The organism is Aromatoleum sp. (assembly GCF_036675785.1).
Taxonomy (GTDB): domain Bacteria; phylum Pseudomonadota; class Gammaproteobacteria; order Burkholderiales; family Rhodocyclaceae; genus Aromatoleum.
Genome location: NZ_JAKFEF010000063.1, coordinates 1 through 26196 on the forward strand (window position 1 = coordinate 1; position 26196 = coordinate 26196).

The 26196-nt window shown below is 66.9% G+C and carries 19 protein-coding genes, 3 tRNA genes and 2 pseudogenes; 14 read left to right on the forward strand and 10 right to left on the reverse strand.

Features of this window, described 5'->3' with window-relative positions; all coding sequences use genetic code 11:
- From V6M37_RS13275 to V6M37_RS13285, 3 genes and pseudogenes are all read left to right on the forward strand, one after another.
- Window positions 1–219: pseudogene (locus tag V6M37_RS13275) on the forward strand (NAD(P)(+) transhydrogenase (Re/Si-specific) subunit alpha); the annotation flags it as partial.
- Window positions 220–234: 15 nt separating this feature from the next.
- Window positions 235–537: an NAD(P) transhydrogenase subunit alpha gene (locus V6M37_RS13280; protein ID WP_332674023.1), complete on the forward strand. Its 303-nt coding sequence runs from the start codon at window positions 235–237 to the stop codon at window positions 535–537.
- Entirely contained in the window at window positions 534–1907 is a 1374-nt protein-coding gene (locus V6M37_RS13285; protein WP_332674024.1) for an NAD(P)(+) transhydrogenase (Re/Si-specific) subunit beta, read from the forward strand. Before V6M37_RS13280 ends, V6M37_RS13285 begins: the two co-directional genes overlap by 4 nt.
- Before the next feature lie 73 nt (window positions 1908–1980).
- Here the strand turns inward: V6M37_RS13285 and V6M37_RS13290 are convergent, their stop codons facing one another.
- From V6M37_RS13290 to V6M37_RS13305, 4 genes are all read right to left on the reverse strand, one after another.
- Window positions 1981–3855 carry an EAL domain-containing protein gene (locus tag V6M37_RS13290; protein ID WP_332674026.1) on the reverse strand — a complete coding sequence of 625 codons (1875 nt, stop codon included), beginning with the start codon at window positions 3853–3855 and terminating at the stop codon, window positions 1981–1983.
- A gap of 99 nt (window positions 3856–3954) precedes the next feature.
- Window positions 3955–5430 carry a DEAD/DEAH box helicase gene (locus V6M37_RS13295; RefSeq protein WP_332674028.1) on the reverse strand — a complete coding sequence of 492 codons (1476 nt, stop codon included), beginning with the start codon at window positions 5428–5430 and terminating at the stop codon, window positions 3955–3957.
- 216 nt (window positions 5431–5646) lie between these two features.
- Window positions 5647–6753, reverse strand: coding sequence for a 23S rRNA (cytidine(2498)-2'-O)-methyltransferase RlmM (rlmM, locus tag V6M37_RS13300; RefSeq protein ID WP_332674030.1), 1107 nt, complete (start codon window positions 6751–6753; stop codon window positions 5647–5649).
- A gap of 94 nt (window positions 6754–6847) precedes the next feature.
- A complete protein-coding gene (locus V6M37_RS13305; RefSeq protein WP_332674031.1) occupies window positions 6848–7252 on the reverse strand; it encodes a hypothetical protein in 405 nt (134 codons plus the stop codon).
- A 230-nt stretch (window positions 7253–7482) separates the two neighbouring features.
- On the opposite strand from V6M37_RS13305, the gene V6M37_RS13310 reads away from it, so the two are divergent.
- The 4 genes from V6M37_RS13310 to V6M37_RS13325 all read left to right on the forward strand — a co-directional run bounded on the left by V6M37_RS13310 (window position 7483) and on the right by V6M37_RS13325 (window position 10714).
- A complete protein-coding gene (locus V6M37_RS13310; protein ID WP_332674032.1) occupies window positions 7483–8793 on the forward strand; it encodes an extracellular solute-binding protein in 1311 nt (436 codons plus the stop codon).
- A gap of 9 nt (window positions 8794–8802) precedes the next feature.
- A complete protein-coding gene (ugpQ, locus tag V6M37_RS13315; RefSeq protein WP_332674033.1) occupies window positions 8803–9543 on the forward strand; it encodes a glycerophosphodiester phosphodiesterase in 741 nt (246 codons plus the stop codon).
- A 111-nt stretch (window positions 9544–9654) separates the two neighbouring features.
- On the forward strand, window positions 9655–10623 hold the full coding sequence (locus tag V6M37_RS13320; protein ID WP_442881016.1) for a polyprenyl synthetase family protein: 969 nt from the start codon (window positions 9655–9657) through the stop codon (window positions 10621–10623).
- A gap of 14 nt (window positions 10624–10637) precedes the next feature.
- Window positions 10638–10714, forward strand: a tRNA-Pro gene (locus V6M37_RS13325).
- Window positions 10715–11161: 447 nt separating this feature from the next.
- On the opposite strand, the gene V6M37_RS13330 is transcribed toward V6M37_RS13325, so the two are convergent.
- The 4 genes from V6M37_RS13330 to V6M37_RS13345 all read right to left on the reverse strand — a co-directional run bounded on the left by V6M37_RS13330 (window position 11162) and on the right by V6M37_RS13345 (window position 15080).
- Window positions 11162–11238, reverse strand: a tRNA-Met gene (locus V6M37_RS13330).
- 173 nt (window positions 11239–11411) lie between these two features.
- Window positions 11412–13589 (reverse strand): malate synthase G, encoded by a 2178-nt coding sequence (locus V6M37_RS13335; RefSeq protein ID WP_332674036.1) that lies wholly within the window; start codon window positions 13587–13589, stop codon window positions 11412–11414.
- Between the two features lie 13 nt (window positions 13590–13602).
- Entirely contained in the window at window positions 13603–14379 is a 777-nt protein-coding gene (locus V6M37_RS13340; RefSeq protein ID WP_332674038.1) for a sulfite exporter TauE/SafE family protein, read from the reverse strand.
- Entirely contained in the window at window positions 14376–15080 is a 705-nt protein-coding gene (locus V6M37_RS13345; RefSeq protein WP_332674039.1) for a haloacid dehalogenase type II, read from the reverse strand. Before V6M37_RS13345 ends, V6M37_RS13340 begins: the two co-directional genes overlap by 4 nt.
- 164 nt (window positions 15081–15244) lie before the next feature.
- Here V6M37_RS13345 and V6M37_RS13350 point away from each other — a divergent pair, with 164 nt between their 5' ends.
- A complete protein-coding gene (locus tag V6M37_RS13350; RefSeq protein WP_332674041.1) occupies window positions 15245–16147 on the forward strand; it encodes a LysR family transcriptional regulator in 903 nt (300 codons plus the stop codon).
- A 124-nt stretch (window positions 16148–16271) separates the two neighbouring features.
- Window positions 16272–16347, forward strand: a tRNA-Thr gene (locus tag V6M37_RS13355).
- Window positions 16348–17048: 701 nt separating this feature from the next.
- On the opposite strand, the pseudogene V6M37_RS13360 reads toward V6M37_RS13355, so the two are convergent.
- A pseudogene (locus V6M37_RS13360) lies at window positions 17049–17297 on the reverse strand (transposase); the annotation flags it as partial.
- A gap of 391 nt (window positions 17298–17688) precedes the next feature.
- On the opposite strand from V6M37_RS13360, the gene V6M37_RS13365 reads away from it, so the two are divergent.
- Entirely contained in the window at window positions 17689–20559 is a 2871-nt protein-coding gene (locus tag V6M37_RS13365) for an HD domain-containing phosphohydrolase (RefSeq protein WP_332674043.1), read from the forward strand.
- A gap of 776 nt (window positions 20560–21335) precedes the next feature.
- Here the strand turns inward: V6M37_RS13365 and V6M37_RS13370 are convergent.
- A complete protein-coding gene (locus V6M37_RS13370; protein ID WP_332674045.1) occupies window positions 21336–22616 on the reverse strand; it encodes a DUF1615 family protein in 1281 nt (426 codons plus the stop codon).
- Window positions 22617–22912: 296 nt separating this feature from the next.
- Between V6M37_RS13370 and V6M37_RS13375 the strand changes: the two genes are divergently transcribed.
- The 4 genes from V6M37_RS13375 to V6M37_RS13390 all read left to right on the forward strand — a co-directional run bounded on the left by V6M37_RS13375 (window position 22913) and on the right by V6M37_RS13390 (window position 26138).
- The gene (locus V6M37_RS13375; protein ID WP_332674047.1) at window positions 22913–23410 is read left to right on the forward strand and encodes a Dps family protein; all 498 of its coding nucleotides are present in this window, start codon (window positions 22913–22915) and stop codon (window positions 23408–23410) included.
- Window positions 23411–23626: 216 nt separating this feature from the next.
- Window positions 23627–24091 (forward strand): chemotaxis protein CheW, encoded by a 465-nt coding sequence (locus V6M37_RS13380; protein WP_332674049.1) that lies wholly within the window; start codon window positions 23627–23629, stop codon window positions 24089–24091.
- Window positions 24088–25539, forward strand: coding sequence for a CheR family methyltransferase (locus V6M37_RS13385; protein WP_332674051.1), 1452 nt, complete (start codon window positions 24088–24090; stop codon window positions 25537–25539). The genes V6M37_RS13380 and V6M37_RS13385 overlap by 4 nt, the downstream gene beginning before the upstream one ends.
- Window positions 25536–26138 (forward strand): chemotaxis protein CheW, encoded by a 603-nt coding sequence (locus V6M37_RS13390; protein WP_332674053.1) that lies wholly within the window; start codon window positions 25536–25538, stop codon window positions 26136–26138. Before V6M37_RS13385 ends, V6M37_RS13390 begins: the two co-directional genes overlap by 4 nt.
- Window positions 26139–26196: the final 58 nt, after the last annotated feature.

Below are 26196 nucleotides of genomic sequence, written 5' to 3' on the forward strand. Positions count from 1 at the left end.
ATCAACGACGTGCTCGTCATCGGCCCGACCCACATCCCGAGCCGCATGCCCGTCCACGCGTCCGAAATGATCGCGAAGAACCTGTTCAACTTCCTGTCCCCGTTCATCAAGGACGGCGCGCTCGCGCTCGACTGGGAAGACGAAGTGCTCGCGGGCGCCTGCCTCACCCACCAGGGCGAAGTCAGGCACGCGGGCGTCAAGCAGGTACTCGGACTTTAATCGGAGCACGCAATCATGGATGGCATAACGGCGCTTTACGTTTTCATGCTGGCCGCGTTCACCGGTTACGAGGTGATCTCGCGCGTGCCGGTGATTCTTCACACCCCGCTGATGTCGGGGTCCAACTTCGTCCACGGCGTCGTGCTCGTCGGCGCGATGGTCGTGCTCGGTCATGCGGATCCAGAGGATCCGGTGCAGCTCGCGATCGGCTTCGTCGCGGTGTTCCTCGGCGCGGCGAACGCGGCCGGCGGCTACGTCGTCACCGAACGCATGCTCGCGATGTTCAAGTCCGATCGCAAGGCCGGAGGTGCGCAATGAACACGCTGATCCAGTTGGCGTACTTCGGCGTCGCGGTGGTCTTCATCCTCGGCCTGAAGGCGATGAGCTCGCCGGTCACGGCGCGCAAGGGCATCGTCTGGGCGGGTTACGCGATGATCGCGGCGACCCTCGTGACGTTCTACACGCCCGGCATGCAGAACTTCGGGCTGATGATCACCGCGATCGTGCTCGGCGGGGGTGTGGCGTGGTGGTCCGGCAGGGCCGTCAAGATGACCGACATGCCGCAGATGGTCGCGATTTACAACGGCATGGGCGGCGGCGCGGCGGCGGCGATCGCGGCGCTCGAGTTCGCGCGCGGCGGCATGCACAGCCCCGGCGTCGCCACACTCGCGGTGCTCGGCGCGCTGATCGGCTCGGTCGCGTTCTCGGGTTCGTGCATCGCGTTCGCGAAGCTGCAGGGCATCATGACGAAGGCGTGGCGGCTGCCGCAGCAGAACGTCGTGAACATCGTGCTTGCGGTGCTGACCGTGCTGCTCGGCCTCGCAATCATCGTCAGCGAGACGCCGCCGTCGGCGCTCGTCATCCTGTTCTTCGTGCTCGCGCTCGCGCTCGGCGTGATCCTGACGAGCCCCATCGGCGGCGCCGACATGCCGGTCGTGATCTCGCTGCTGAACGCCTTCACCGGTCTCGCGGTCGGCTTCGAAGGCTACGTGCTCGGCAACCCGGCGCTGATCGTCGCCGGTATCGTCGTCGGCGCGTCCGGCACGCTGCTCACGCAGCTGATGGCGAAAGCGATGAACCGGCCGATCAGGAACGTGATCTTCACGCCGATCACCGGCGAGGCGGCCGGCGGCGGCGAGGCGATCGAGGGCACGATGAAGGAGTTCTCGGCGCTCGATGCGGCGTCCGTGATGCGCTACGCGTCCAAGGTCATCATCGTGCCGGGCTACGGCATGGCGGTCGCGGGCGCGCAGCACAAGGTGTGGGAGATGGCGCAGCTGCTCGAAGAAGGCGGGGTCGAAGTCGTGTTCGCGATCCATCCGGTCGCCGGGCGGATGCCGGGCCACATGAACGTGCTGCTCGCGGAGGCGGGCGTGCCCTACGACAAGATCTTCGACCTCGAGGAGATCAACGCCGACTTCCCGCAGGCGGACGTCGCGCTCGTCATCGGCGCGAACGACGTCGTCAATCCGGTCGCGCGCACCGACAAGTCAAGCCCGATCTTCGGCATGCCGATCCTCAACGTCGACATGGCGCAGAACGTCATCGTCGTCAAACGCGGCAAGGGCGCAGGCTACTCCGGCATCGAGAACGCGCTGTTCTACAAGGACAATTGCCGGATGCTGTATGGCAGTGCGCAACAGGCGATCGGCCAAGTCATCACGCACGTGAAAGCCCTCGAGGTCTGAGGAAACCCACGCTTTCGCCCGCCTCCGGAAGGGGGCGGGCGACGACATCGGCCGAGCGAGATTGCGCGTGCTTTCAGCGGCCCTTGCGGTCCCGCTGCTGCGCGAGGTAATCGCGAAATTCGTCCGCTTTCATGGGCCGGCCGAATAGCGGACCCTGTTGGAGGCGGCAGCCGAGCGCCGACAGGAAGGCTTGCTGCGGCCGACTTTCGACGCCGCGGGCGAGGACGTCGAGCCCGAGGACGCCGGCCATGCTGGCGATCGCTTCGACAATCGCTTCGCTATCTTCCCGCGTCCCGACCTCCTTCACTAGCGCGGGGTCGAGCTTCAGCGCCTGCACCGGATAACGCTTGAGGCGCGGAATCGACGCGAGCCCGCGTCCGAAATCATCGATCGCAAGCCGCACTCCGAGGTCGTGCAATGCGTTCAGGGTGGCGAGAACCTTGCCGTTCTCTTCGTTCAGCACCCGTTCGTCGAGATCGAGTTCGAGTCGCGTCGCGGGCAGCCCGGAAGTCGTGAGCGCATGGCGCACGCGCTCGGCGAGATCGCCGCGCGTCAGCTGTTCGATCGCGATATTGACGGTGACGCGAGTCGCGTCGGCGCCGTCAGGCCACGCGGTCGCGCGGGCACATGCAGCGTGCAGCACCCAGTCCCCCATCTGGTCGAGAAGGCCCGTCGCACTCGCGATGCCGACGAAACGCTGGAACGGAATCAGCCCGAGCTCCGGGTGATTCCATCGCAACAGCGCTTCGCCACTACACACCTTGTCGTCGCGGGCATCGACGAGCGGCTGGAAATGGACGTCGAGCTGGTCGAGGTCGACCGCATGCCGCATCGGGTGGTCGAACGCCGGCCGCGGCATGTCGGGAAGGTCGTGCATCAAGACGACCGCGCCGGGGCGGCTCGCCGACTCGATCGGGTAAGTCAGCACTTCGGCTTGGAAGCTGCTTCCATCCTTGCGACGGTGCCGCCACACGCCCGACTCGACGGCCGCGCGACCCGCGTCCGGATCGGCGCGGAGATCGGCGATCCGCATTCCACACAGAGCCGCTTGCGAGTAACCGTAAGCCGCGGCCGCGGCCTTGTTGGCCGCGAAGATCCGCAGGTCCGCGCCTTGGCACAGAAGCGTCGGCAGCGGGCTGTCGGCGAACATGCGTTCGAGGGAGTCGTCGCTCGCCGCGTCCGCGGCCGGTCGCGACTTCGCTCCCTTCTGTTTCGGCGCGACGCTCGGCGAGGGCGGCAGAATCAGCAGGCGCCAATCGGGTCGCGGGCCGGGGAGCACGCGGGCGGTAACGATGCCGGCGCCTTTCGGCTTCGTCAGCCGGGCGAGCGATGCTTCGCCGGGACCCGGCCAGACGATGCCGACACGGGATTCGAGCGCCTGACCGACCAGGTCCGAGCGGTCCACATCGAGCGTCTTCAGCGCGGCAGCGTTGGCTGCCGCGACTTTGCCGTTGTCGTCGATGACGATGACCGGTTGATCGAGCGCCGCGGCAAGGCGCGGCCACAGCATGTCGGACGACGTCTCCTCGGCCGACCGTTCGGCCGGGCCTGTCGAGCGGTCGCTCAGGATCAGCGCGTGGATGCCGGGACGAACGCGCGGAGCAGCGATGAAATTCAGCTCGCGGTCACCGCCGTCCGGTAACGCGAAGCGAAGGTTGCCCCGGCTTTCGCCGTTGATGAAGAGTCGCGCGCGCGCTTCGAGGAATTCACGCTCGGACGGGAACAGCCCGGCCAGCGGGCGGCCGGCGATCTGGCGGTAATCCCGGCCGAGCAGCCGGCAGGCCGCGGAATTCACCTCGAGGACGAGCTCATCGCCGGTGATGATCAGGCCTTCGTCGAACAGCTCGAGCAGCGCGAGGTAAAGCCCCGTCTCCGCCCCTTCGGAGACGTCGGGGACGAAAGGTGTTCCGGAGTCTTCGCTGCCCGGAGGGCGACGGCCTGTGTTCATCTCGACGGACATTCCACGCATTCTGAAAACTTGTCAACGCACGCTCAGAATACTTGAAGCCGCACGGCCGTATCCCCGGAAAAGCCGGGGTCGGCAGGCCTATTTCCGGCCTAGACCGCCGAGCAGCACCGCGATCGGTCGGGGGTTGCGGCGCGGCGCGCCGGACGGGAAACCGGTGCTCGCATCTGCGGCCGAAGGAGCTTCGCCGCCCGGGTGCGCCGGTTCGTACGGCTTGCTGTAGTCGAATCCGTCGCTCGCAATCGTCGACTTGGATCCGCGCCGGCGGCTTTCGGCCGGACGCGCTGTGGCTGCGGCTCTCGCCAGCCGCGCGGGCGCCGCCTCGCGCGCCGTTTCCTTCGCGATTTCGCCGGGACGCGCTGACCCGCTGCCCTTCGCATGCTTGCGACGGGCGCCGGCTTCGAAAAAGTCTGGCTCGGGCTCGAAGCCCGGCACCACTTCCTGCGGAATCTGCAGCTTGATGAGCTTCTCGATTTCCGCGAGGTGATGCTTTTCCTCGGCCGAGACGAGGGAAACCGCGTTGCCCTGCCGACCAGCGCGGCCGGTGCGACCAATGCGGTGCACGTAATCCTCGGCGGTGTGGGGCAATTCGAAGTTGATTACCGACGGCAGGTCGTCGATATCGAGACCGCGTGCGGCGACGTCGGTGGCGACCAGCACCCGCAGTTTGCCCGATTTGAACGCTTCGAGCGTCTCGGTCCGCTGCGCCTGGCCCTTGTCGCCGTGAATCGCATCCGCCGCGATGCCGTGGCGTTCGAGAAAGTGCGACAGGCGGCCGCAGGCGAGTTTGGTTGCGACGAAAACGAGCGCCTGCGTGTCCGGCTCGTGCCGCAACAGATGCGCGAGCAGGTTGCGCTTGAGTCCGGCGGAGACTGGATGCACCCGGTGCGTGATCGTTTCGGACACCATGTTGCGGCGCGCGACTTCGATCAGCTGGGGCTCTTTCAGCATCTGGTCCGCGAGCTTCTTGATCTCGTCGGAGAAGGTCGCCGAGAACAGCAGGCTCTGGCGCGCCGCCGGGAGCAGCTCGAGGATGCGGCGGATGTCCGGGATGAAGCCCATGTCGAGCATGCGATCGGCTTCGTCGAGGACGAGCATCTCGACCTGCCCGAGCTGGATCGTCTTCTGCTGCACGTGGTCGAGCAGCCGCCCCGGCGTCGCGACGACGATTTCGCAGCCGTTGCGCAGGTCCTGGATCTGCGGCTTCATGTCCACGCCGCCGTAGATGCAGGTCGAGCGCAGCGGAACGTGCTTGCTGTAAGTCTTGACCGATTCGTATACCTGCATCGCGAGCTCGCGCGTCGGCGCGAGAATCAGCGCGCGCACCGGATGACGGGCAGGGCTCGTCGAAGTGCTCGCGTGGCGCGCGAGGCGTTGCAGCAGCGGCAGCGTGAAGCCGGCGGTCTTGCCGGTCCCGGTCTGCGCGCCGCCCAAGACGTCGCGTCCGGAGAGCACGACGGGGATCGCCTGCTGCTGGATCGGGGTGGGGGTGGTGTAACCGGTTTCGGCTACCGCGCGTAACAGCTCGGGAATCAACCCGAGGTCGGCGAAGCTCATAGGCGCCTTTCTTCCGTGGAGGCCTGCCGCGCGACGCGCGCCGCCTGGAGAGGCGATTGGATGAACGATGACCGGAACGCTTCGGTTCCGGGAGGGCTCGCGCCAACCGGCAGGCCGGGTGCTTTAAAGGCGATGATTATACATCGCGTACGCGCCGTATTTGACAATGAACTCGCGTGCGGTTAGGAATGTGGGGTTCCGCAAGCACTTTCAGCGTCATCCGACCGCGTTCTTCAGCGCCAGATACCCGGTAATCTCCTCCCGGTCGTGGTAGAGATGCTTGAAGCGCAGCTCGAACTGCCCCTGCTGCGCGAGCCGTTTCGTGATCAGCGCGCGACATTGCTCGACGGCCTCCAGACGCTTCTTCATCGGCAGCTTGAGGTTGAAGATCGTTCGGCGGCAGCGCCCGGTGGCGATCCACTCGGCGACGAGCGCCGCGATGCGCGTCGGCTGCTCGACCATGTCGCAGACCATCCACTCGACGGGGCGGGGCGGCCGCCACGTGAAGCCGTCCGCGCGCACGTGCTCCACCATCTCGGTCGCCATCACCGATGGTGCCATGGGCCCGTTGTCGATCGCGGTGACGCGCAGGCCGCGGTGTGCGAGCTGCCACGTCCACCCGCCCGGCGCGGCGCCGAGGTCCACCGCGCGCAAGCCGGGACGTAGGCTCGCGTTCCGTTCGTCCTCGGTCAGCAGCGTGAAGATCGCTTCGGCGAGCTTCAGCGTCGAGCGGCTCGCCGCTTCGCGCAGCATCCGCAGGCGCGGAATGCCCATCGGCCACAGCGCGGCCCTGCCGGGGAGGGCTGCGCACAGCCACGCCGTCGTCGCGTCGGGAAAGAGGACATGCAGCTCGGGCAGGCCTTTCGCATGCTCGCGAAACACTCCGGTCTTTTCGAGCTCGCGCTGCAGCGGCCCGGCGAACCGGCGGCAGAATCCCGATTGCTGCTTCGCCGCGTCGGTATCCGGTGTCTCGAGCATCAGTTCGGCAAAGCGCTGGCTTCCCGCGCGCGCCGCCGTCACGATGGGTGTCGCCCGGTCCCGTTCCGGCAAGTCGTCGACCCGGGCGAACCAAGGCAGCAACTGGCGCGCGAAAATCAGGCTGCGCCAGTCGCAGCGTTCCGCGAGATCGGCGAACGGTACCGGTTCCTGCGTTTCGAACGTCACGAAGGCCGTGTCCGGTCGGGCGCGAACGAAGCCGATCAATCCGAGTTCGGCGGCGAACTCGTCGAGTTCGGCTGCGGTTTCCTTTTCGAAACCGGCGCGGCAAAGGGCCAGCAGGCCGTACGCGGCGAGGCCGAGACGATTGGGAGGCGCGAAACTCATCGGTGGGAACTCATGCGGTGGCTACCGTGGGGTTGGGTCGCGGCGGATGATAAGCCTCGCCCGATTCGCGGCAAAGTTTCGGCGCGGGGGGGGCTCACGGGGCGGTACGGGATCGGCGGGAGGACGTGTCTTTCACGGCTGGACCCGACACGTTGGTGTCCCGGGCGTCCGCCACATCGGCGGAGGGTGAGGTTGTCGTCGCGGTTTGCGCCGACTGACTCAACCCGGACGGCACCGTCTGCATATTGTTCTGCATCATGTAGTCGTTCATCTCCCGCCACCCAGAGAAAACGGCCGCTTTCTGCGCTTTCGCGTTCAGCAGGTAACAATCCTCCAACGCGCGCCCGGAATGCCTGCAGGCGCCGCCGATCGCCTTGCCTTCGGCCTCCATGGTTGCGGCTTCCCTCTGCGGATCCGGCAGCTCGAGCAGAGCGCCCAACTGGTCGCAGCCGGCAAGCAGGAGTAGCAGAAGCAACGGAGTCAGGCGGGTGGCGGGCATGGGGGCGTTGGCACGGCAGGGGCTTGGCTTGGACCGGTTAACGTCACGATCGGCGGAATCTTGACGGAATCTTCCGAAATCACCATCCCGATTCGGCTATATCCCGCGGCGCAACTGGCGCGGGCAAAAAATGCTGCCGCAGAACCGGTCGGGTGCGCTTATTTTGCCGCGCGCTGCATCTATACTTCGCTCGCTGAGGGCCGCTTGGTGCGGTCTGCAAAGGAAATGGAATGCGATCGGTAACTGGAACGATAGGTAAATGGGCCGCGGTGCTGCTGTGCGGAAGCGGGATTCTCGTCGCGTCGGCGGCTAGCCACGCGCAAACGGCGGCGCGCACAGCGACGGCTGCGAACTCCGCGAAGGAAATCCGGCTGGTCCACGGGTTCGCAGGCGAGCGCGAAGAGGCCCTGCGGCAACTCGCGGCGCGCTTCAACGAGCAAACCAAGGACTACCAGCTCAGCGTCGAGGCGGGAAGCTGGAGCGACGAAAACGTCCCGCACCTGCTGATCCTGCAAGACGAGGACATGGAGCGGTTTCTGACGGGTAAGCCACGCTACAAGGCGGTGTCCGCGGTGATGCGTGAAGGCGGTGCGCCGCTGCAGGCGTTGAAGGCGCCCGCAATGATGCCGCGCTCGCTGCTCGATGCGAAGGGACAGCTGCTTGCGCTTCCGGTCGGACTGTCGACCCCGGTGCTGTACATCAACCGCGCCGAATTCGCCCGCGCCGGGCTCGACCCGAACACGTCGCTGAAGACCTGGTTCGATCTCCAGCAGGCGCTCGGCCGACTCTTCGACGCGGGCTCGACCTGTCCGTACACCGTCTCGCAGCCCGGCCGCGTGATGGTCGAGAATACGAGCGCGTGGCACAACGAGCCGGTTTCCGCGCGCGAGGGCAAGGGCGAGCGGCCGTCCTTCAACGGCATGCTACAGGTCAAGCATGTCGCGATGATGGCGAGCTGGCACCGTGCGCGTTACCTGCGGATTTTCGACGGCGAAAGCGAGGCCGAGCAGAAATTCGCATCGGGCGAGTGCGCGGTGATCGCGGCCCCGTCAGCGAGCTGGACCGATTTCCGGCGCAAGGCCGGGTTCGAAGTCGGCATCGCTTCGCTGCCGTATCACGACGATTTCTCGGGCGCGCCGCAGAACACCCTTGCCGACGGCTCCGCGCTGTGGGTTGCGGCGGGCAAGAAGCCGGCGGAATACAAGGCCATCGCGCGGTTCATCGCCTTCTGGCTGCAGCCCGAGAACCAGGTCGCGTGGCAGCGCGAGTCGGGTTATCTTCCGCTCAATCGGTCCGGCGTCTTCGCTGCTCAGAGCGACACGCTGGGGCCGGACCTCGAAAACGTGAAGGTTGCCGTCGCGCAGTTGAACAATAAGCCGGTGACGCTCGATTCGGGCGCATCGTCCGTCCTCGGGCGGGCGCGCATGCTCAGCATCGTCGACGAAGAACTCAGGGCCGTCTGGGCCGACCGCAAGCCAGCCAAGGAAGCCCTCGACAACGCGGTTACGCGCGTGCGAGCCCTGGTGCCGGGCGTTCGCTGAGTCACGGCGATGGCGCGGTGGCCCCTCGCCCCGGTGCTCGCTCACCGGTGCGGCGGCGCGCTGGCGCCGGAAAACACGTTGGCGGGTCTTGCGGCCGCCGCTGCGCTGGGTTGTGGCGGGGTCGAATTCGACGTGATGCTCAGCGGCAGCGGCTCGCCGGTGCTGATTCATGACGAGACGCTCGAACGGACCACCGACGGGCGGGGCTGCGTCCCGGAGACTTCGGACGACCGGCTGAGACAACTCGACGCGGGGCGGTGGTTCGGGGAGCAATTCGCCGGCGAGCGGATACCGATGCTGGACGAAACGGCGCGCCGCTGCATTGCGCTGGGACTGTCGGCGAATCTCGAAATCAAGCCTTCCCCTGGCACCGACGAAGTAACGGGACGGGTCGTTGCGAACGCCGCGTGGTCTCTGTGGGCGAGTGCCGATGTTCCGCCGCTGCTGTCGTCCTTCTCGGTGGAGGCATTGAGCGCTGCCGCGAAGGCCGCGCCCGGTCTGCAACGTGGCTTGCTCGTCGAACAACTCCCCGCCGGCTGGCTGGAACGCTGCAGCAGCGTCGGGGCCGTCGCGCTGCACGCCGATGCGCGGTATCTAAGCCACGATGCCGTCCTGGAGGTGCGTGGCTCAGGCTTGCGGCTGGCGGCCTATACGGTGAACGACCCGGTCCGGGCGCGGGAACTCTTCGGCTGGGGCGTGGACTGCGTGATCACCGATCGCCCCGATCTCGTGCGAGCCCCGGATTCATGATCGCATGTGCGGACCGGGTGCCCCAAAAATCCGGACGGCTATCCGGGGCGCTTTCCTTGACGGCGCGCCGGCCGCCCCCCTAACATCCGCCTTTTTCCGGTGAGCGCGCCCTTGTCCCCCCAGCAGCTCTACGCACCGATAGTCGCCGACATGCAGGCGGTCGATGCGGTCATCCGTCAGCGTCTGCACTCTGACGTCGTCCTTATCCGCCAGGTTGCGGAATACATCGTTCAGAGCGGCGGCAAGCGGCTGCGACCGGCACTGGTGTTGTTCTCCGCGGGCGCGCTGGGTTACCAAGGACGCCACCATCATGAACTTGCGGCGGTGGTCGAGTTCATTCACACGGCAACCCTGCTGCATGACGACGTCGTCGACGAGTCCGAACTGCGCCGCGGCAACAAGACGGCTAACGCGCTGTTCGGCAATGCGGCGTCGGTTCTCGTCGGCGACTTCCTCTACACGCGTGCGTTCCAGATGATGGTCGGTGTCGACAACATGCGAGTGATGCGGGTGCTGGCCGACGCGACGAACGTCATCGCCGAAGGCGAGGTGTTGCAACTGCTCAATTGCCATAACGCCGACGTCGAAATCGAGGACTACCTGCGCGTGATCCGGTACAAGACCGCGAAGCTCTTCGAAGCTGCGACCCGTCTCGGCGCGATTCTCGGCGGCGCCGGTCCCGAACTCGAAGAAAAGCTTGCGGCCTTCGGCATGCATCTCGGGACCGCGTTCCAGCTCATCGACGACGTGCTCGACTACTCGTCCGACGAAGCGGCGACCGGCAAACATCTTGGCGACGATCTGGCCGAGGGCAAGCCGACGCTGCCGCTGATTCACGTGATGAAGCATGGCAGTGTCGAGCAAGCCACGATCGTGCGCAGCGCGATCGAGAGCGGTGGCCGGGACGATTTCCAACGCGTCCTCCATGCGATCCGCGAAACCGGCGCGCTCGACGAGGCGCGTCGCTACGCCCGGACCGAAGCCGCGCTCGCAACCGCGGCGTTGGATGCGGTCCCCCCTTCCATTTTCAAAGAGTCACTGCTACAATTATCGGACTTTGCAGTTGAACGAGATTATTGATTCTGCGGAGACGTCGGGGAATAGCTCAGCCTGGTAGAGCACTGCGTTCGGGACGCAGGGGCCGGAGGTTCGAATCCTCTTTCCCCGACCATAGATTCGTCAAAAAAGCCGCTCACTGGAGCGGCTTTTTTGTTTTGCGCCCAGCACGGGCGCGCTCTTGGAGGTGGAAGTCCTTCCATAAGCTGAACACGGAGAATGAAGCGAAGCGCAACTGTATGAGGGGGTCGAAGGCTCTAAAGGCGGCGAGCGCCGTCCCCGCCGATATCCGCGCCACGTGTCCTGCTGTCGGATGTGAGCCCTGGGGTTTTTGTCCTCGGGGTTAAGAAACGCTGGCGAGTGGGCAGGGTCGGCGCCGCGCCGACTATTGCCGACCCGATTGTCGTCTCGGTTTTCGGGGCGTGTGGATGTCTTACGGGTGTGTTGCGTTTTGCGCGTGCATTGAACCCGGCCGTGGGTTCCCGTTGGCGGTAATGTGCCGTCGGGATGTATCCCGGGCAAAACAAAAGGGCCTGCACGATGTGCAGGCCCTTAATGTATTTGGTTGCGGGGGTAGGATTTGAACCTACGACCTTCGGGTTATGAGCCCGACGAGCTGCCAGACTGCTCCACCCCGCGTCGGAGAAACAGAACTATAGCCCCATCGATCTTCCCGGTCAAGGACTTTGACGAACTTTCGCCTGATGGGTTCGACGTTTTGCGAAAGCACACGGCGCGGCCGGGGGCGCGACGCGGATGGCGGTGACGGGTGAGAGCGGCGGGTTGTCGGTTCGCTCCCACCCGTCGCCCTCTTACGCGCGTGCTTTCGCGATCTGGCGCCACCGATGCAGCAGCGGCTCGGTATAGCCGCTCGGTTGCGCGCAGCCCTTGAAGATCAGGTCCTTCGCGGCCTGGAATGCGACCGACTTGTCGAAGTCCGCGGCCATTGGCCGGTACAGCGGATCGTCGGCGTTCTGCTGGTCGACGATCGCCGCCATGCGCTTCAGCGTCTCCATAACCTGCGCTTCGTTCGTAACGCCGTGGCGCAGCCAGTTCGCGATGTGCTGGCTCGAGATGCGCAGCGTCGCGCGGTCCTCCATCAGGCCGATGTTGTTGATATCCGGCACCTTCGAGCAACCGACGCCCTGGTCGACCCAGCGCACGACATAGCCGAGGATGCCCTGCGCATTGTTGTCGAGCTCCTGCTGGATCGCTTCCGCGCTCCAGTCCGCCTTCGGCGCGACCGGGATCGTCAACAGGTCGTTCATCAGCTTGCCACGCTCGGCGTCGAGGCTGATCTTTTCCATCTCCTGCTGCACGGCCTGGACATCGACCTGGTGATAGTGCAGGGCGTGCAGCGTCGCACCGGTCGGCGAGGGCACCCACGCGGTCGTCGCGCCGGCTTTCGGGTGGCCGATCTTCTGCTTCAGCATTTCGGCCATCAGATCCGGCATCGCCCACATGCCCTTGCCGATCTGCGCCTTGCCGCGCAGGCCGCAGGCGAGGCCGATCAGCACGTTCTGGCGCTCGTAGGCCTGGATCCACGCGGAGGCCTTCATGTCGCCCTTGCGGATCATCGGGCCGGCTTCCATCGACGTGTGCATCTCGTCGCCGGTGCGGTCGAGGAAGCCGGTGTTGATGAACGCGACGCGCGATTCGGCGGCCTTGATGCAGGCCTGCAGGTTCACCGACGTGCGGCGTTCCTCGTCCATGATGCCCATCTTGACGGTGTTCGCCGGCAGGCCGAGCAGCTGTTCCACGCGGCCGAAGAGCTCGCTCGCGAACGCGACTTCCGCCGGGCCGTGCATCTTCGGCTTGACGATATAGACACTGCCGGTGCGCGAGTTGCCCTTGCGCTGGAGGTCGCGCAGCGCGATCAGCACGGAAACGACGCCGTCCATGATTCCTTCGGGAATCTCCGAGCCGTCGGCGAGCAGGATCGCGGGGTTCGTCATCAGGTGGCCGACGTTGCGGATGAACAGCAGTGAGCGGCCGTGCAGGCGCAGCGTGCCGCCGTTCGGCGCGGTGTACTCGCGGTCCGGGTTCATCCGGCGCTCGACGGTCTTGCCGCCCTTCTCGAAAGTCTCGACGAGCTCGCCGGTCATCAGGCCGAGCCAGCTGCGATAGGCGAGGACCTTGTCCTCGGCGTCGACGGCGGCGACCGAATCTTCGCAGTCCATGATCGTTGACACCGCCGCCTCGACGACGACATCCTTGATGCCGGCGGCGTCGGTCTTGCCGATCGGGTGGTTGCGGTCGAACTGGATTTCGAAGTGCAGGCCGTTGTTCTTCAGCAGCACTGCGGAGGGGGCATCGGGCACGCCCTGATACCCGACGAATTTCGCCCGATCCGCGAGGCCGGTCTGGCTTCCGTCCTGCAGCGTGACGACGAGTTTACCGCCGCTCACCGCGTAGGCTTTCGCGCCGTCGTGGCTGCCTTGCGCGAGTGGCGCGGCCTGGTTCAGCACGTTGCGCGCGAACGCGATGACGCGTGCGCCGCGAACCGGGTTATAGCTCGCGCCGATCTCCGCGCCGCCATCGGTCGGGATCGCATCGGTGCCGTACAGCGCGTCGTACAGGCTGCCCCAGCGCGCGTTCGCTGCGTTCAGTGCGTAGCGCGCGTTCATGATCGGCACGACGAGCTGCGGGCCGGCCTGTTCGCTGATCTCGATATCGACGTTGGAGGTGGTGACCTTGAACGGGGCCGGCACCGGCTGCAGGTAGCCGATCGACTCGAGGAAGGCGCGGTACGCGGGCATGTCCTGGACCGGGCCGGGGTGCACGCGATGCCAGTTGTCGATTTCCGCTTGCAGGCGGTCACGCTCGGCGAGCAGCGCGTGGTTTTTCACGGCGAGTTCGTTCGCCAGGTCGCTGAAGCCTTTCCAGAACGCCGCGCCGTCGACCCCGGTACCGGGCAGGGCCTCGTTCTCGATGAAGCGTTGCAGCGACGCGTCCACCTGGAGCTGATTGCATTGGATTCGTTCGGTCATGATGTCTCGCCCTTTATTGCAGGTAGGTCGTGAAGAAATAGTAGATGGTCAGGGTCGTGCCGACCGCGATGATGAAGCGCCGCAGCCACGCCGCCGGGACTTTTCTCGCCCCGATCGCGCCCCAGTAGCCCCCGACCGCCGCGGTCGTGAGCATGACGAGCGTGTGCGGCCAGCTCACCGCGCCGGCGACGACGAAGGTGACGACGGCGACGCTGTAGATGACTGCAGACAGCCAGTTCTTCAGCGCGTTGATGTCGTGGATGTCGCGATGCCCCTGGATGGCGAGCGCCGCGATCATCACGATGCCCATGCCCGCACCGAAGAAGCCACCGTAGATCGAGACGCCGAGCTGGAACAGCAGGCCGCCGGCACTTGCATGCGACGGGCCGGCTTGCGCCCGCTGGCGCATGCGCGCGAGCAGCGCGGAAATGCGGCCGCTCCCCGCGAACATCACGGTGGCAACCAGCAGCAGCCACGGGATCAGCATCGAGAACGTGTCGTCGCGCGTCGACAGCAGCAGCAATCCGCCGGCGACGCCGCCGACGAGCGCGACGGCCGTCAGCGCCGGCAACCCGACCCTGAAACGCGCGAGCTCGCGCCGGTAGGCGTAGGCGCCGGACAGGCTGGCCGGCCACAGCGCGACCGCGTTGCTCGCGTTGGCGACCACCGGCGGCACGCCGATCGCGAGCAAGGCCGGAAACGAGAAGAACGTGCCCCCGCCGGCGACCGAGTTCATCGCGCCGGCCATCGCGGCGCCAACGCCGATGATCAGGATCTCGTTCAGGGTCATGTTCGGGCTCCGGGGCGGTAGCGCGACTCGACGAATTCGATGATCTCGGTCAGCCGCTGGCCGGTCGCAGAAGGCTCGACGCCGAGCTCCTCGAGCGGCAGCCCGGCCCGGTTGATCCAGAACGTCGTATAGCCGAACCACGTCGCGCCGGCCGCATCCCAGCCGTTCGACGACACGAACAGGATCTCGCGAGCGGTGCAGCCGAATGCGTCGGCGCCGAGCTGGTAAGCGGCCGCGGACGTCTTGTATTGCCGCACGGAGTCGACCGACAGCACGTGGTCGAACAGCCCGTTCATCCCGGCGCTCTTGATCGCGACGTCGAGCATTTCGGGCGTGCCGTTCGACAGGACGGCCATCGGAATACCGAGTTCGCGCAACGCCCTGAGCGCGCCGAGGTTCTCCGGGAAGGGCGACAGGCACGCGTACTGGTTCATCAGTTGGCGGTGCTGCGCTTCGGTCATCGCGATGTCGAGCTTTTTGCCCGCGAAAACGAGCGCGTCCGCGGTCACGTCGAGGAAGGGCCGATAGCGGCCGGACAGCGTACGCAGGAAGCTGTATTCGATCTGCTTCAGGCGCCACAGCGCGGCGAGCGCATCGCCTTTGCCCGGGAACAACTGCTCGGCGAGCGCGCAGACGGAATAGACGTCGAACAACGTGCCATAGGCATCAAAGGCGATCGCGCGGATGGGTTCGTTCTTCATCAGGTCCCTTCAGCGGCGCCTTTGCAGCCGGCGAGGACCGGCTGCGGGCGTATTGGTGGTCGGGCAGTGTCTCCTCCGCCCTTCAGTTGCCGACGAGTCTATTGATATCATCCAGAAGACAGAAGACCTGCTCCGGTCAATTTATCTTTTACTAGAAGTACGAAATGGACGCGTTCAAGCAAGTCGAGAGCTTCGTCAGCGTCGCGAGTCGAGGGAGCCTTTCGGCGGCCGCCCGCGCGGAAGGGGTGACGCCGGCCGTCGTCGGGCGACGGCTCGACGCGCTCGAGCAACGCCTCGGCGTCAAGCTGCTGACCCGCACGACGCGCAGTATTTCGCTGACCTTCGAAGGCGCCGCGTTTCTCGAGGATTGCCAACGCATCCTCAACGACCTCGCGAACGCCGAGGCCTCGGTGAGCCTGGGAGGCGTGAAGGCCAGCGGACACCTGCGCATTTCCGCGCCCGCGGGCTTCGGCCGGATTCACGTCGCGCCGCTGGTCCGGGACTTCCTCGACATGAATCCGGACGTCTCGTGCAGCCTCGACCTGACGGACCGCCTCGTCGATCTGGTGAACGAGGGCATCGACTGTGCGATCCGCATCGGCGAGCTGCCCGATTCCAGCCTCGTTTCGATCCGGCTCGCGGATAACCGGCGCGTCGTCGTCGCCAGCCCCGCCTATTTCGCGCGGCATCCGCTGCCCGTGACCCCGCAGGATCTTGCGGCGCACAACTGCCTCCCGCTCGGACAGCAGCGCGGGTGGGTGTTCCGCGACGAGGAGGGTGAAGTTGCAACGGTGAAAGTCGGCGGCCGGCTGGAATGCAACGACGGCGCGGTGCTGCACGAATGGGCGCTCGCCGGCCAGGGGCTCGCGTGGCGGTCGCTGTGGGAAGTCGAAGCGGACTTGCGCGCCGGCCGGCTCGTCTCCGTGCTCGACGACTTCGCCGCTCCGGTGACCGGGATCTATGCGGTGTTTCCCCAGCGCAAGCACCTCGCGCTGCGCGTTCGCTTGCTGATCGATCATCTGAAGAACCATTACGGCCGGCCGGATTACTGGCGTCCGAGGAGCTGAAGCGCGATGTCGCCGGCCTTTCCGTCGTTCGGGTCAGCGGCGGGCGCCGATCCAACCGGAAGTTCAGTGATGTGCAAGCAACAGTTGAACCGGGCGCGGGGCTGAGGTATATTTCGCGGCCTTAGCTGCTGTAGCTCAGTCGGTAGAGCAACTGATTCGTAATCAGTAGGTCACCAGTTCGATTCCGGTCAGCAGCACCAGATAAAACAAGGGCTTGCAGCGATGCAAGCCCTTGTCGCTTATAGGCTGGGTTACGCCGGGGTTACATTCCCTCTCGCTTAGGTCGTAGGATCACGCTGCCGCCGCAGCAGACAAAGCTCATTCGAGCGGAAAAACTGTCGCCGGCGTCGGGCTGCGCGCTAGCGACGACTCTCGGGATCCGCGTACAACTACGAGATATGGGCGTACGGGCTCGATCAGCGCAATGACTCGCGTACCGCTCGGCAGAGTCACAATCGGCAAGGAGTCCAACTCGCCGCCGCTGGTGTCACGATCGGTTCGCTTTTGTCGTCGCACATGAGCGATGCGCTCCTTGATTCCGCGAGGCGCGCCGTTCAACATACGACCTCCCAGTCGGCGCCTTGGTCCATGATTGCTCGTCGGCACCTCGACAAGAATGCGCAAGGTGGATCAGCGAGCCCTTCGATGCTCTGCAATCCCGTCATGCCTGTATCGGCGGGAAGGCAACGACCGCGATCGTGCGGACGGGCGGTATCGAGCGCGGGCTTGAGGAGCGTTGCGTCGAGCTCAGCTTAGCAGGGTGGTGAGAAACTCGTGATTCCTTCCCGAATTTGCCCTTCCGCTCTTTTTTTCCCGGCGCCGAAAGCGCGCCGTTGCCCGTGTTACCGGGCGTTTTCGTCCCGCTTTCCTGTCGTTGGGCAGCCGACAGGCGGATCAATCCCTACGCGGCCTTCGGCCACATCAGGTTGAGCAGGCGCGTCAGGTTGTAGGCGGCAAAGGCGAACACCGCTTGCCGCGACAGCTTCGCCAATCCCTTGTGGCGGGTCTTGCGCAGCCCACCGATGGTCTTGATCCAGCCGAACGCCTCTTCGATCATCTTTCGGCGACGCAGACTCATCGCATAGCCCTTGCCGCGCGCCGTGCGCCCATCGACCGCACTGCCCATGCTCTTTCGCGCCACGTGGGCGCGCAGCCCCAGGCGCTCGAGGCCGCCAACGAATTTGGCTCACGTAGCTGAACATCGACGCTTGGGGATCTTCTTCGCCCCGCATGGTTTGGGAGGAAAAGTAGGTGCCGGAAATCAGCCCGTAGTGTGCCTCAGAATCCAGCCGCCGCAAGGGGCTTGGGGTTTCTCACCGTCCTGCTAGCGTGGCCGCATCGGCTGCAGTGCCGGTTCCGGCCGCCGCGGCGTTCGGACGCGCACCGCTTGTCGCCGGCACACGAACGACTAAGCTGGGAAGCGAGGCGCGCGTCGCCTCGATCGGGCGCGCCTGCCCCGACTGTCGAGGCGAGATCCCGCCATGAACAATCGTCGCTGTTATCCCCTTCGTCACCACATCGCCACCGCGTTCACCGTGCTCGTGCTCGCCGTCGGCGGCGTCACCGCCTGGGTGTCGTACTCGCGTGGCTCGCGCATTCTCGAAGCCTCGGCGGTGGAGCTGGCCATGCGCAGCACGGGCGAGGCTGGCGGCGAGCTCGAGCGCGTCCTCGCGCCTGCGCGCAGCGCCGTTCGCCTGCTCGCGCTGCAGCCGGTGGCCAGCGCCGGGACGCTCGCCGAGCGCATGGAAGGGCTGGCGTTCTTCGCCGAGGCGCTGCGCCTCACCGACACCATCTCCGCCTACTACGTGGGGTATCCGGACGGCGACTTCTTCCTCGTGCGCCGCATCGCCGCCGGCGCCGAGGCCCAGTTCGACGCGCCGCGCGGAACCCGCTTCGTGGTGCAGAGCATCGAACGCGGCGGCGGCGCGGCCGAGTCGCGCTTCATCTTTCTGGACGAGGCGCTCGCCCGGCTCGGCGCCGCACCGCGGCCCCAGGCCCTCGCCTTCGATCCGCGCGTTCGGCCCTGGTACGAGGCCGCCATGAACGCGGACGGCGTCGCCCGCACCGATCCCTACGTGTTCTTCACCACCGGCAAGATCGGCAACACCGTTGCCGTGCGTACCGCCGACGGACGCGCCGTGGTGGCGGCCGACGTGGAGCTCGACACCCTCTCGGCGGTGCTCGCCCGGCAGCGGATCACGCCGGGCACCCGCCTCGTCCTCTTCGACGACGGCCGCCGCCTGATGGGCAGCGGCGACCCCGATACGGAGGTGATCGTGCGCGAGGCGGACGGAAGCCTACGCCCGGCGGTGCTCGCCGAGCTCGGTCAGCCCAGCCTCGCCGCGCTGGCCGGCATCGATGTCGCCCGCCTGGGCACGCACGCCGAGCCCGCGGTAGAGCGGGTGCGGATCGCGGGAGAGGACCTCATGCTCACGCTCGCCCGCCTGCGCGTCGACGACCGCCGGCCGGCCTTTCTCGGTCTCGCGATCCCTACCGACGAGTTGCTCGGCGAGGCGCGCGCGCTGCGCAACCAGGCGCTGGCCGCCGCCGCCGCCCTGCTCGCGCTCGCCGTGCCGCTCGCGCTGTGGCTCGCCTACGTCATCGCGCGCCCGCTCGCGCGGCTTGCCGGCGAGGCCGAGGCGGTGCGCCGCTTCGAGTTCGACCGACCGATCGCGGTGCGCTCCTGGATCCGCGAGGTCGACGAGCTCGCGCTCACCCTCGACCAGATGAAGGACACCCTGGCGCGCTTCCTGCGGATCACCGCCGAAGTCGCTGCCGAGGCCGATTTCGAGCGCCTGCTGCCGCAGCTGCTCGACGAGACCGCGCGCGCGGTCGGCGCGGACAGCGGCGTGCTCTACCTCGTCGGCAACGACCCCGACCGCCTGTGCCCCGCCGCCGGCCTGCATCTGGGCGCGCGCGTGGACGTTGACGCCACGGCGGAGGTCGCGCTCGACGCGGCGGCGCCGTTCGAGCTCGCCACCGCGATCCGCGAACGCCGGCCGGTGACCCGGCCCCTGCGCGAGGGCGAGTGGGAGCATGCGGTGCCGGCCGGCGGCGCACCCGCCGGCGAGCTCGTCATCGCGCTGCCGCTCTTCAGCCGCGAACAGGCGCTGGTCGGCGCGCTGGTGCTGCTGACCCGCGGCGGCGCCGACCCCGCCCGCCTCGCCTTCATCGGCGCGCTGTCCGGCTTCGCCGCGGTGTCGCTCGAGACGCGCGGCCTGATCCGCGCCCAGAAGGCGCTCTTCGATGCCTTCCTGCGCCTGCTCGCCGGCGCCATCGACGCCAAGAGCCCCTACACCGGCGGTCACTGCGCGCGCGTGCCGGAGCTCGCCACGATGCTCGCCGAGGCGGCGTGCGAGGCGACCGAAGGACCGTATCGCGATTTCCAGCTCGACGCCGACGAGCGCGAAGCGGTGCATATCGCCGCCTGGCTGCACGACTGCGGCAAGGTCACCACGCCCGAATACGTCGTCGACAAGGCCACCAAGCTCGAGAACCTCTACGATCGCATCCACGAGGTGCGGATGCGCTTCGAGGTCGCCAAGCGCGAAGCGGAAGTCGCCTGCTGGCGGGCGATCGCCGAGGGCGAGGCGCGCGCGACGGCGCTCACGCGCCTGGAGGCGGCATGGCGCGAGCTCGACGACGATTTCGCCTTCGTCGCCCGCTGCAACGTCGGCGGCGAGTCGATGACCACCGCCGAGCACGAGCGCCTGCACGCGATCGGCCGGCGCACCTGGACACGCACCATCGACGACCGCCTCGGCGTCGGCCACGACGAGCTGGCGCGCATGAACGCCGTCGCGCGGGCGCCCCTGCCGGTGGCCGAGCCGTTGCTCGCCGACAAGCCCGAGCACCGCATTCCCCGGCGCGAATCGGAGCGCTTCGGCGAAGGTAACCCGTGGGGTTTCCGCATGAAAATCCCGGCGCTGCTCTACGACCGCGGCGAACTCCACAACCTCACCGTCGGCCGCGGCACCCTCACCGAGGAAGAGCGCTACAAGATCAACGAGCACATCATCCAGACCATCGTCATGCTCAGCGCGCTCCCCTTCCCGCGCCACCTGACCGCCGTGCCCGAATATGCCGGCGGCCACCACGAGACCATGGACGGCACCGGCTACCCGCGCCGGCTCACCGGCGAGATGATGAGTCCGGCGGCGCGCATGCTGGCAATCGCCGACATCTTCGAGGCGCTCACCGCGATCGACCGCCCCTACAAGCCGGGCAAGACCCTGAGCGAGACGCTGACGATCATGGCCCGCATGCGCAACGAGCGCCATATCGACCCCGAGCTTTTCGAGCTCTTCCTGCGCGCGGGCGTCTTCCGCCGCTACGCCGAGCGCTTCATGCAGCCCGAGCAGATCGACGAGGTGGACATCGAGCGCTATCTCGGCGGCGCGGCCGCGGTCTAGGGGAAGCCGCGTAAAGGTTGGCTGGGCCGGACCTTTGCGAAGGCCCCGCTGGGGCGCAGTACTGCCTTGGCGGACCGAGCGAAAGGTTCGGCCGCATTACGAAATACGTGATTGCTGGAACGTGAGCGCTTGAAATGTCGGTGTCAGCAACGGGTGAAATATGACTTTTTATGCCTCCAGCGCGCTGTTTGTTTTAGTTCTACTGGGCGCGCTCATGAAGCTAGGGCCGCGACATCGGCGCCAGCGGGTCGACGAGTATGTCCACCGGTACGTGTGCCTGACCATTTCTCTACCGTACGGTGACGAGGATGCCGGCCGGACATCAGGCGGTCGCGATCGACGGGCCGGGCGTCAAGAGGAGTAATGCCCCTGGGTTGTGGGATCAAAGTCAGTCAGCTTTACGGCGTTGGCGTGAGGGGCCCGACGTACGCTAGTGCGAGGCTTGTCCAGTTCACTGGTTTTGTCGGTTTTTAAGGTTTATATCGGTCGGTCCCGAAAACTGTTCCGAAGGGCGACGGATATGCACTTCAGCAGTTTCTCCGCATATCCGCTGTGCTTTTGGCCCCGGACGCCATGAGGCGCTCGCCGCCGCGGCGAATTCGCGTTGCGGGACGGGCATCGGGAGCGCGTCGGTGGCCGATCGAGCCGCCGGACCGTGGCGTTCTCCATTGCGTCCGGCAACAACCCTCTCAGGATTTGCGCTGGGCCATCTTCCCGCGTCGATTCCGCTCGATCGGCGGCCGTTTCCGTTCGTCGTTCCGGAGCCGCCGCCGCTTTCAGTTCGTCGTTCCGGCGCCGCGCGCGGCGCGTGTCATGCAGTTGCCGTATCGCATGTTCACCCGCTTCGCGAACCACTCGGTCGTGAGTTTGCGCTGGATCTTCGGGCTTTTCAGGTCGATGCGCGGCATCGCTTCGCGGGGCGCGCGCCCGCCCGACGTTCGGTCGGCGAGCGAGAAGACGCGCTGATACACCGGCGTGCGTGCGAAGGCGTCCGTTTTTTCCTGGCGCAGGCCGGCATTGATGTCGTCGGCGTCGAGTTTCAGGCGCTTCGATAGCGCGAGGACGGCCTTCTGTGTCGCGCTTGGGTTGGCCGATGGTCTGCCGTTGTCGTAGCGCAGCAGGTCGCCGTCGAGGACGAGCGGCTTCTTCGTGAGGCGGGCGACCGCTCGCTGGAACGCGGCGTTGCGGCTGCTGTAGTGGCCGGCGTTGAAGTCGGCAAAGCGGTAGAGCGGGGTGCTGTACGGGGCCGGGTAGTCGAGGAGGTGCGCGACGCCGAAATAGACGCCTCCGCGCCGCGTGAAGACCGCGCGCCGGACGTCCCCATCGACGACGGTCCGGGAGGACGTTTCGCGCGCGTGGGCTTCGGCGAAGGCGATGCTCACTTGCATCGGGCCGCCTGTGCGCACCGGGTTGTAGCCGCTCAGGAGGAGGCTGCCGCCGGGCAACTCGGCGATCATGTCGTCGTACAGCGCGCTCATCTGCCGTTCGGTTCGCAGCGTGTCGAGGCGCCGCTTGTAGGTCTGCCCATTCGGCGAGGTTTTCGACAGCGCCGCGTCGAGCGCGAGTTTCGGGATGCCGTAGCGTTGCCGCCGGGTTTCGATTTCACGCCATGCGATCCGCGACAGGCCGGGAACGACGGGGTCGGCCTCGAAGCCGGATTCCTGCTCGATGACGCCGATGACCGCGCAGAAGTTGCGGTCGGTGGGCGCGAGGCGCAGCGCGGTGAATGCGGCGGCGATGTCGCCCGCCCAAGCCTTGCGATCGCGTGTGAGGGTCGGCGGCAGGAGTTCGAGTACTCGGGTCTGTCCCTGGGGCGGGTGCGGGCGCATGAGCGGAGGCGCCGCTTGGCCCGGCTCCGGTAGCGGTGCCGGAGCCGGAACGTCGGGACGAAAGATTCCGGCGGGCGGGGAGGCGGGCTGCCGATCGAGGATGTCGGGCGTCTTCGTCTCGACGGGGGCCGGCGCTTGGGTGGCGACAGGTTCGGGCTGCGTCGCGCAGCCCGCGAGCAATGCGCCGGTGACGAGCGCGGCCGTTCCGCTTCGCAGTACGTTCTTCATTTCATCGATGGCTAACCGGAGTTCGCGGTGGTCCCGCGGGGGAGGACTTTACCGGAAGCGCCCGGACGCGTTGCAGTCTCCGGACACAGTTCGATCATCCCGCGGGCCGCGTCGTCCGGCCTCCTGCTTGCGCAGCGGCCTCGGCGGCGCTTTCCCGGGGAACGGTGACGCGGTCGCGTCGGGCGGAAGATCTGTGCCAGAATCCCCTCGCAGTTGGCATGAGCCGGGTGATACGAACCTAGACATCAGCGGGATCGCCGGACGTGCCCGAACCGATTTTTCATCAGGAGCGCAGCATGGCAAACAAGAATCAGAACGAACGCGCGGCGATCGACATCGGCTTGTCCGAGGACGATCGCCTGAAGATCTCCCAGGGTCTGTCCGGCCTGCTGGCCGACAGCTACACGCTTTACCTGATGACCCACAACTTCCACTGGAACGTGAAGGGTCCGATGTTCAACACGCTTCACGTGATGTTCATGCAGCAATACACCGAGCAGTGGGGCGCGCTCGATCTGATCGCCGAACGCATCCGCGCGCTCGGGCATCCCGCTCCGGGCACGTATAAGGAGTTCGTGCAGCTTGCGACGATCAGGGAAGTCGAGGGCGTGCCGAAGGCGCTTGAGATGGTCCGCTATCTCGTCGACGCACAGGAAGCGGCGGCGCGCACCGCCCGCGGCCTGTTCCCGCTCGTCGACGCGGCCAACGACCAGCCGACCGCCGACTTGCTGACGCAGCGGCTCGAAGTGCACGAAAAGACGGCGTGGATGCTGCGCAGCCTGCTCGAGGAGTGATCTGTCCACGGCCGCGGCCGGGAGCGCGGATCGCCGTCGCTAGCGTGCGCCGGCGGTGCCGATGAAAATCGGAGCCCCGTTTGTCATCGGGGCCGTGATGCCCCCGGGTTTACCCGGAGCGCCGCCCGCGCCGCGGCGCAGATGCAAGAAAACGCTGGCAAGCGGGCCGGCGGCGGTTCTATGCTTGCTGTACGTGTTCTCCACGATGGTTAAGTGATGGATACCGTTACGGTCTTTACCGTGTGCGATCGACGGTTCGGACTGCCTCCGGGTAGCGTCGAGCGCGTCCTGCGCGCAGTCGCCGTCACGCCGTTGCCGAACGCGCCCGGCGTCGTCCGCGGCGTCATCGACCTTCACGGCGAAATCGTCCCGGTCGTTGACCTGCGCTTGCGCTACGGTCTGCCGACCCGGGATATCGCCCTCGACGACCGTTTGCTTGTCGCCCGTACGCCGACCCGCACGGTCGCGATACTCGTCGAAGAGGTCGCGGGAGTCGTCGAACTCGACCGGAGCGACGTCGTCGAGGTGGGCGCCATCGTGCCGGGGACCGCACACCTGAGGGCGGTCGCGAGGCTTCCCGACGGGATCGTCCTGATCCAGGATCTCGATGCCTTCCTGTCCTTCGACGAAGAGCGTTTGCTCGACGACGCGCTCGCGGCCCGCGTAGCAAGCACGGGATGAGCGCGAAGATTCCCGAAGCGGTATTGCAGCGATTCAGCGAGTTCGTCGTCGGGCGGACGGGACTGTACTTCCCGCCGGCGCGCTGGCCGGGCCTGCTGCGCGGGCTCGAGGACGCGGCGGCCGATCTCGGCTATTCCGACGTCGAGACGTGCGCGCGGATGCTGATGGAAGCGCCGCCCGATCGTCGGCGCATCGACACACTCGCACATCACCTGACGATCGGCGAAACCTATTTCTTCCGCGAGCCGGCGGTGTGGGAGGCGCTGGAAGCCGAGATCCTGCCGGCGCTGATCGCCGCGCGGCGCGTGAGCGACCGTCACCTGAGAATCTGGAGTGCCGGCTGCAGCACCGGCGAGGAGCCCTATTCGATCGCGATCCTGCTCGCACGCCTGCTGCCGGACCTCGCGTCGTGGAACGTCGCCGTCCTCGGCACCGACATCGATTGCGCGGCGCTCGCGCGGGCGGAGCACGGCGTCTATCGCGAATGGTCGTTCCGCGGCGTGCCCGACGGGCTGCGGCAAGCCCGTTTCGAAACAGCGGAGGGCGGCCGATACCGCGTCAAGGGGGTCGGCAAGCGCCTGCCGCGATTCGCCTACCTGAACCTCGTCGATGACGTCTATCCGTCGTTCACGAACGGCACGAACGCGCTGGACATCATGTTCTGCCGCAACGTGCTGATGTACTTCGAGCGCTCCGCGGCCGAGGCCGTCGTGCGACGGCTCCATCGCGCCCTCATCGACGGCGGATGGCTGATCGTCGCTGCGGCGGAGGCCGACGCCGCGTTGTTCCCGGGTTTCGCGACGGTGCGGATCGGCGACGCGCTCCTGTACCGCAAGGAGGGGGGAGCGGCCGCCGTGCAGCCGCGGGAACGCCGAACCGGGCTGGCGATGGCTCGTGGCGGCGAGGCGGGGGCTCCGGCATCCGTAGGGCTTTCGGGCGCCGCGGCCGGTGCCGGGAAGCACCGGGAGCGCGGGACCGTCGAAGCTCCGGATCGGCGACGGACAGGCGTCGGGGGCGAATGCGTGCAGCGCGGCGTCATCGACCCTTCCTCGAGCCCGAAAACTCTCGCGCTCGCGTGCCGCGACTACGCGAATCGCGGCGCGTTCGACGAGGCACGCCGCTGGGGCGAGGCCGCGGTAGCCGCCGACAAGTCCGATCCGGGCCTGCGCTATCTGCTGGCGTCGGTGCTCGAGGAGTCCGGCCAGCCCGAAGACGCGAAGGCGGCCTTGAGACAGGCGCTCTACCTCGACCCCGATCATGTGCTCGCCCATTTCTCACTCGCCAATCTCCTGCGCCGCCTCGGCCAGCCGTCGCGCGCCGCGGCGCATTTCACGGTCGCCCAACGCCTTCTCGACGGGACCGCGGCCGACGCGCTGCTCCCGGACGGCGAGGGGATGACCGCCGGACGGTTGCGCGAAATCATCGATGCGGCGGAGCGCATTTCATGACGAACGCGGGCATCGACTGGACGCGCGCGCACGCCCGTCTCGCGGACGCGGCGCAGGCGCTCGACGAGCACGTGGTGCCGTCGCCGGCGGCGCGCGGGGCGGTCCTCGAAGCGCGCGCGCGGGCGCTCGCCGTCCCGCCGCCCGCCGCCGCGGACGCGAGCATCGAGGTGCTGGAATTCGTGCTCGCCGACGAGCGGCATGCGATCGAATCCGCATGGATCCGCGAAGTCGTCCCGCTGCGGGAGCTGACGGTGCTGCCCGGCACGCCGGCGTTCGTGCTCGGGATCATCCATCTGCGCGGGGAGATCCTGTCGGTGCTCGACGTCCGGAAATTCTTCGGGCTCGCCCGGAAAGGCCTGACCGATCTCGACAAGGCAATCGTCCTCGATGACGACAAGATGCGGTTCGGCGTCCTCGCCGACCGGATCCTCGGCATCCGGCGCATTCCGGTGGTCGACGTGCAGCCGCCACTGCCGACGCTCTCCGTGATTCGTCCCGACTACCTCCTCGGCGTCACGCGGGGGCGTACGGTGATCCTCGATGGGCGCAAGCTCCTCGCCGATCCGTCCATTGCCGTCGCGGAGGAGGTGGGCTATTGAGGCGGCAACGAAAAGTGCAATCGCTGCCGGTCCTTCGACCGGCTCAGGGTGAGCGATT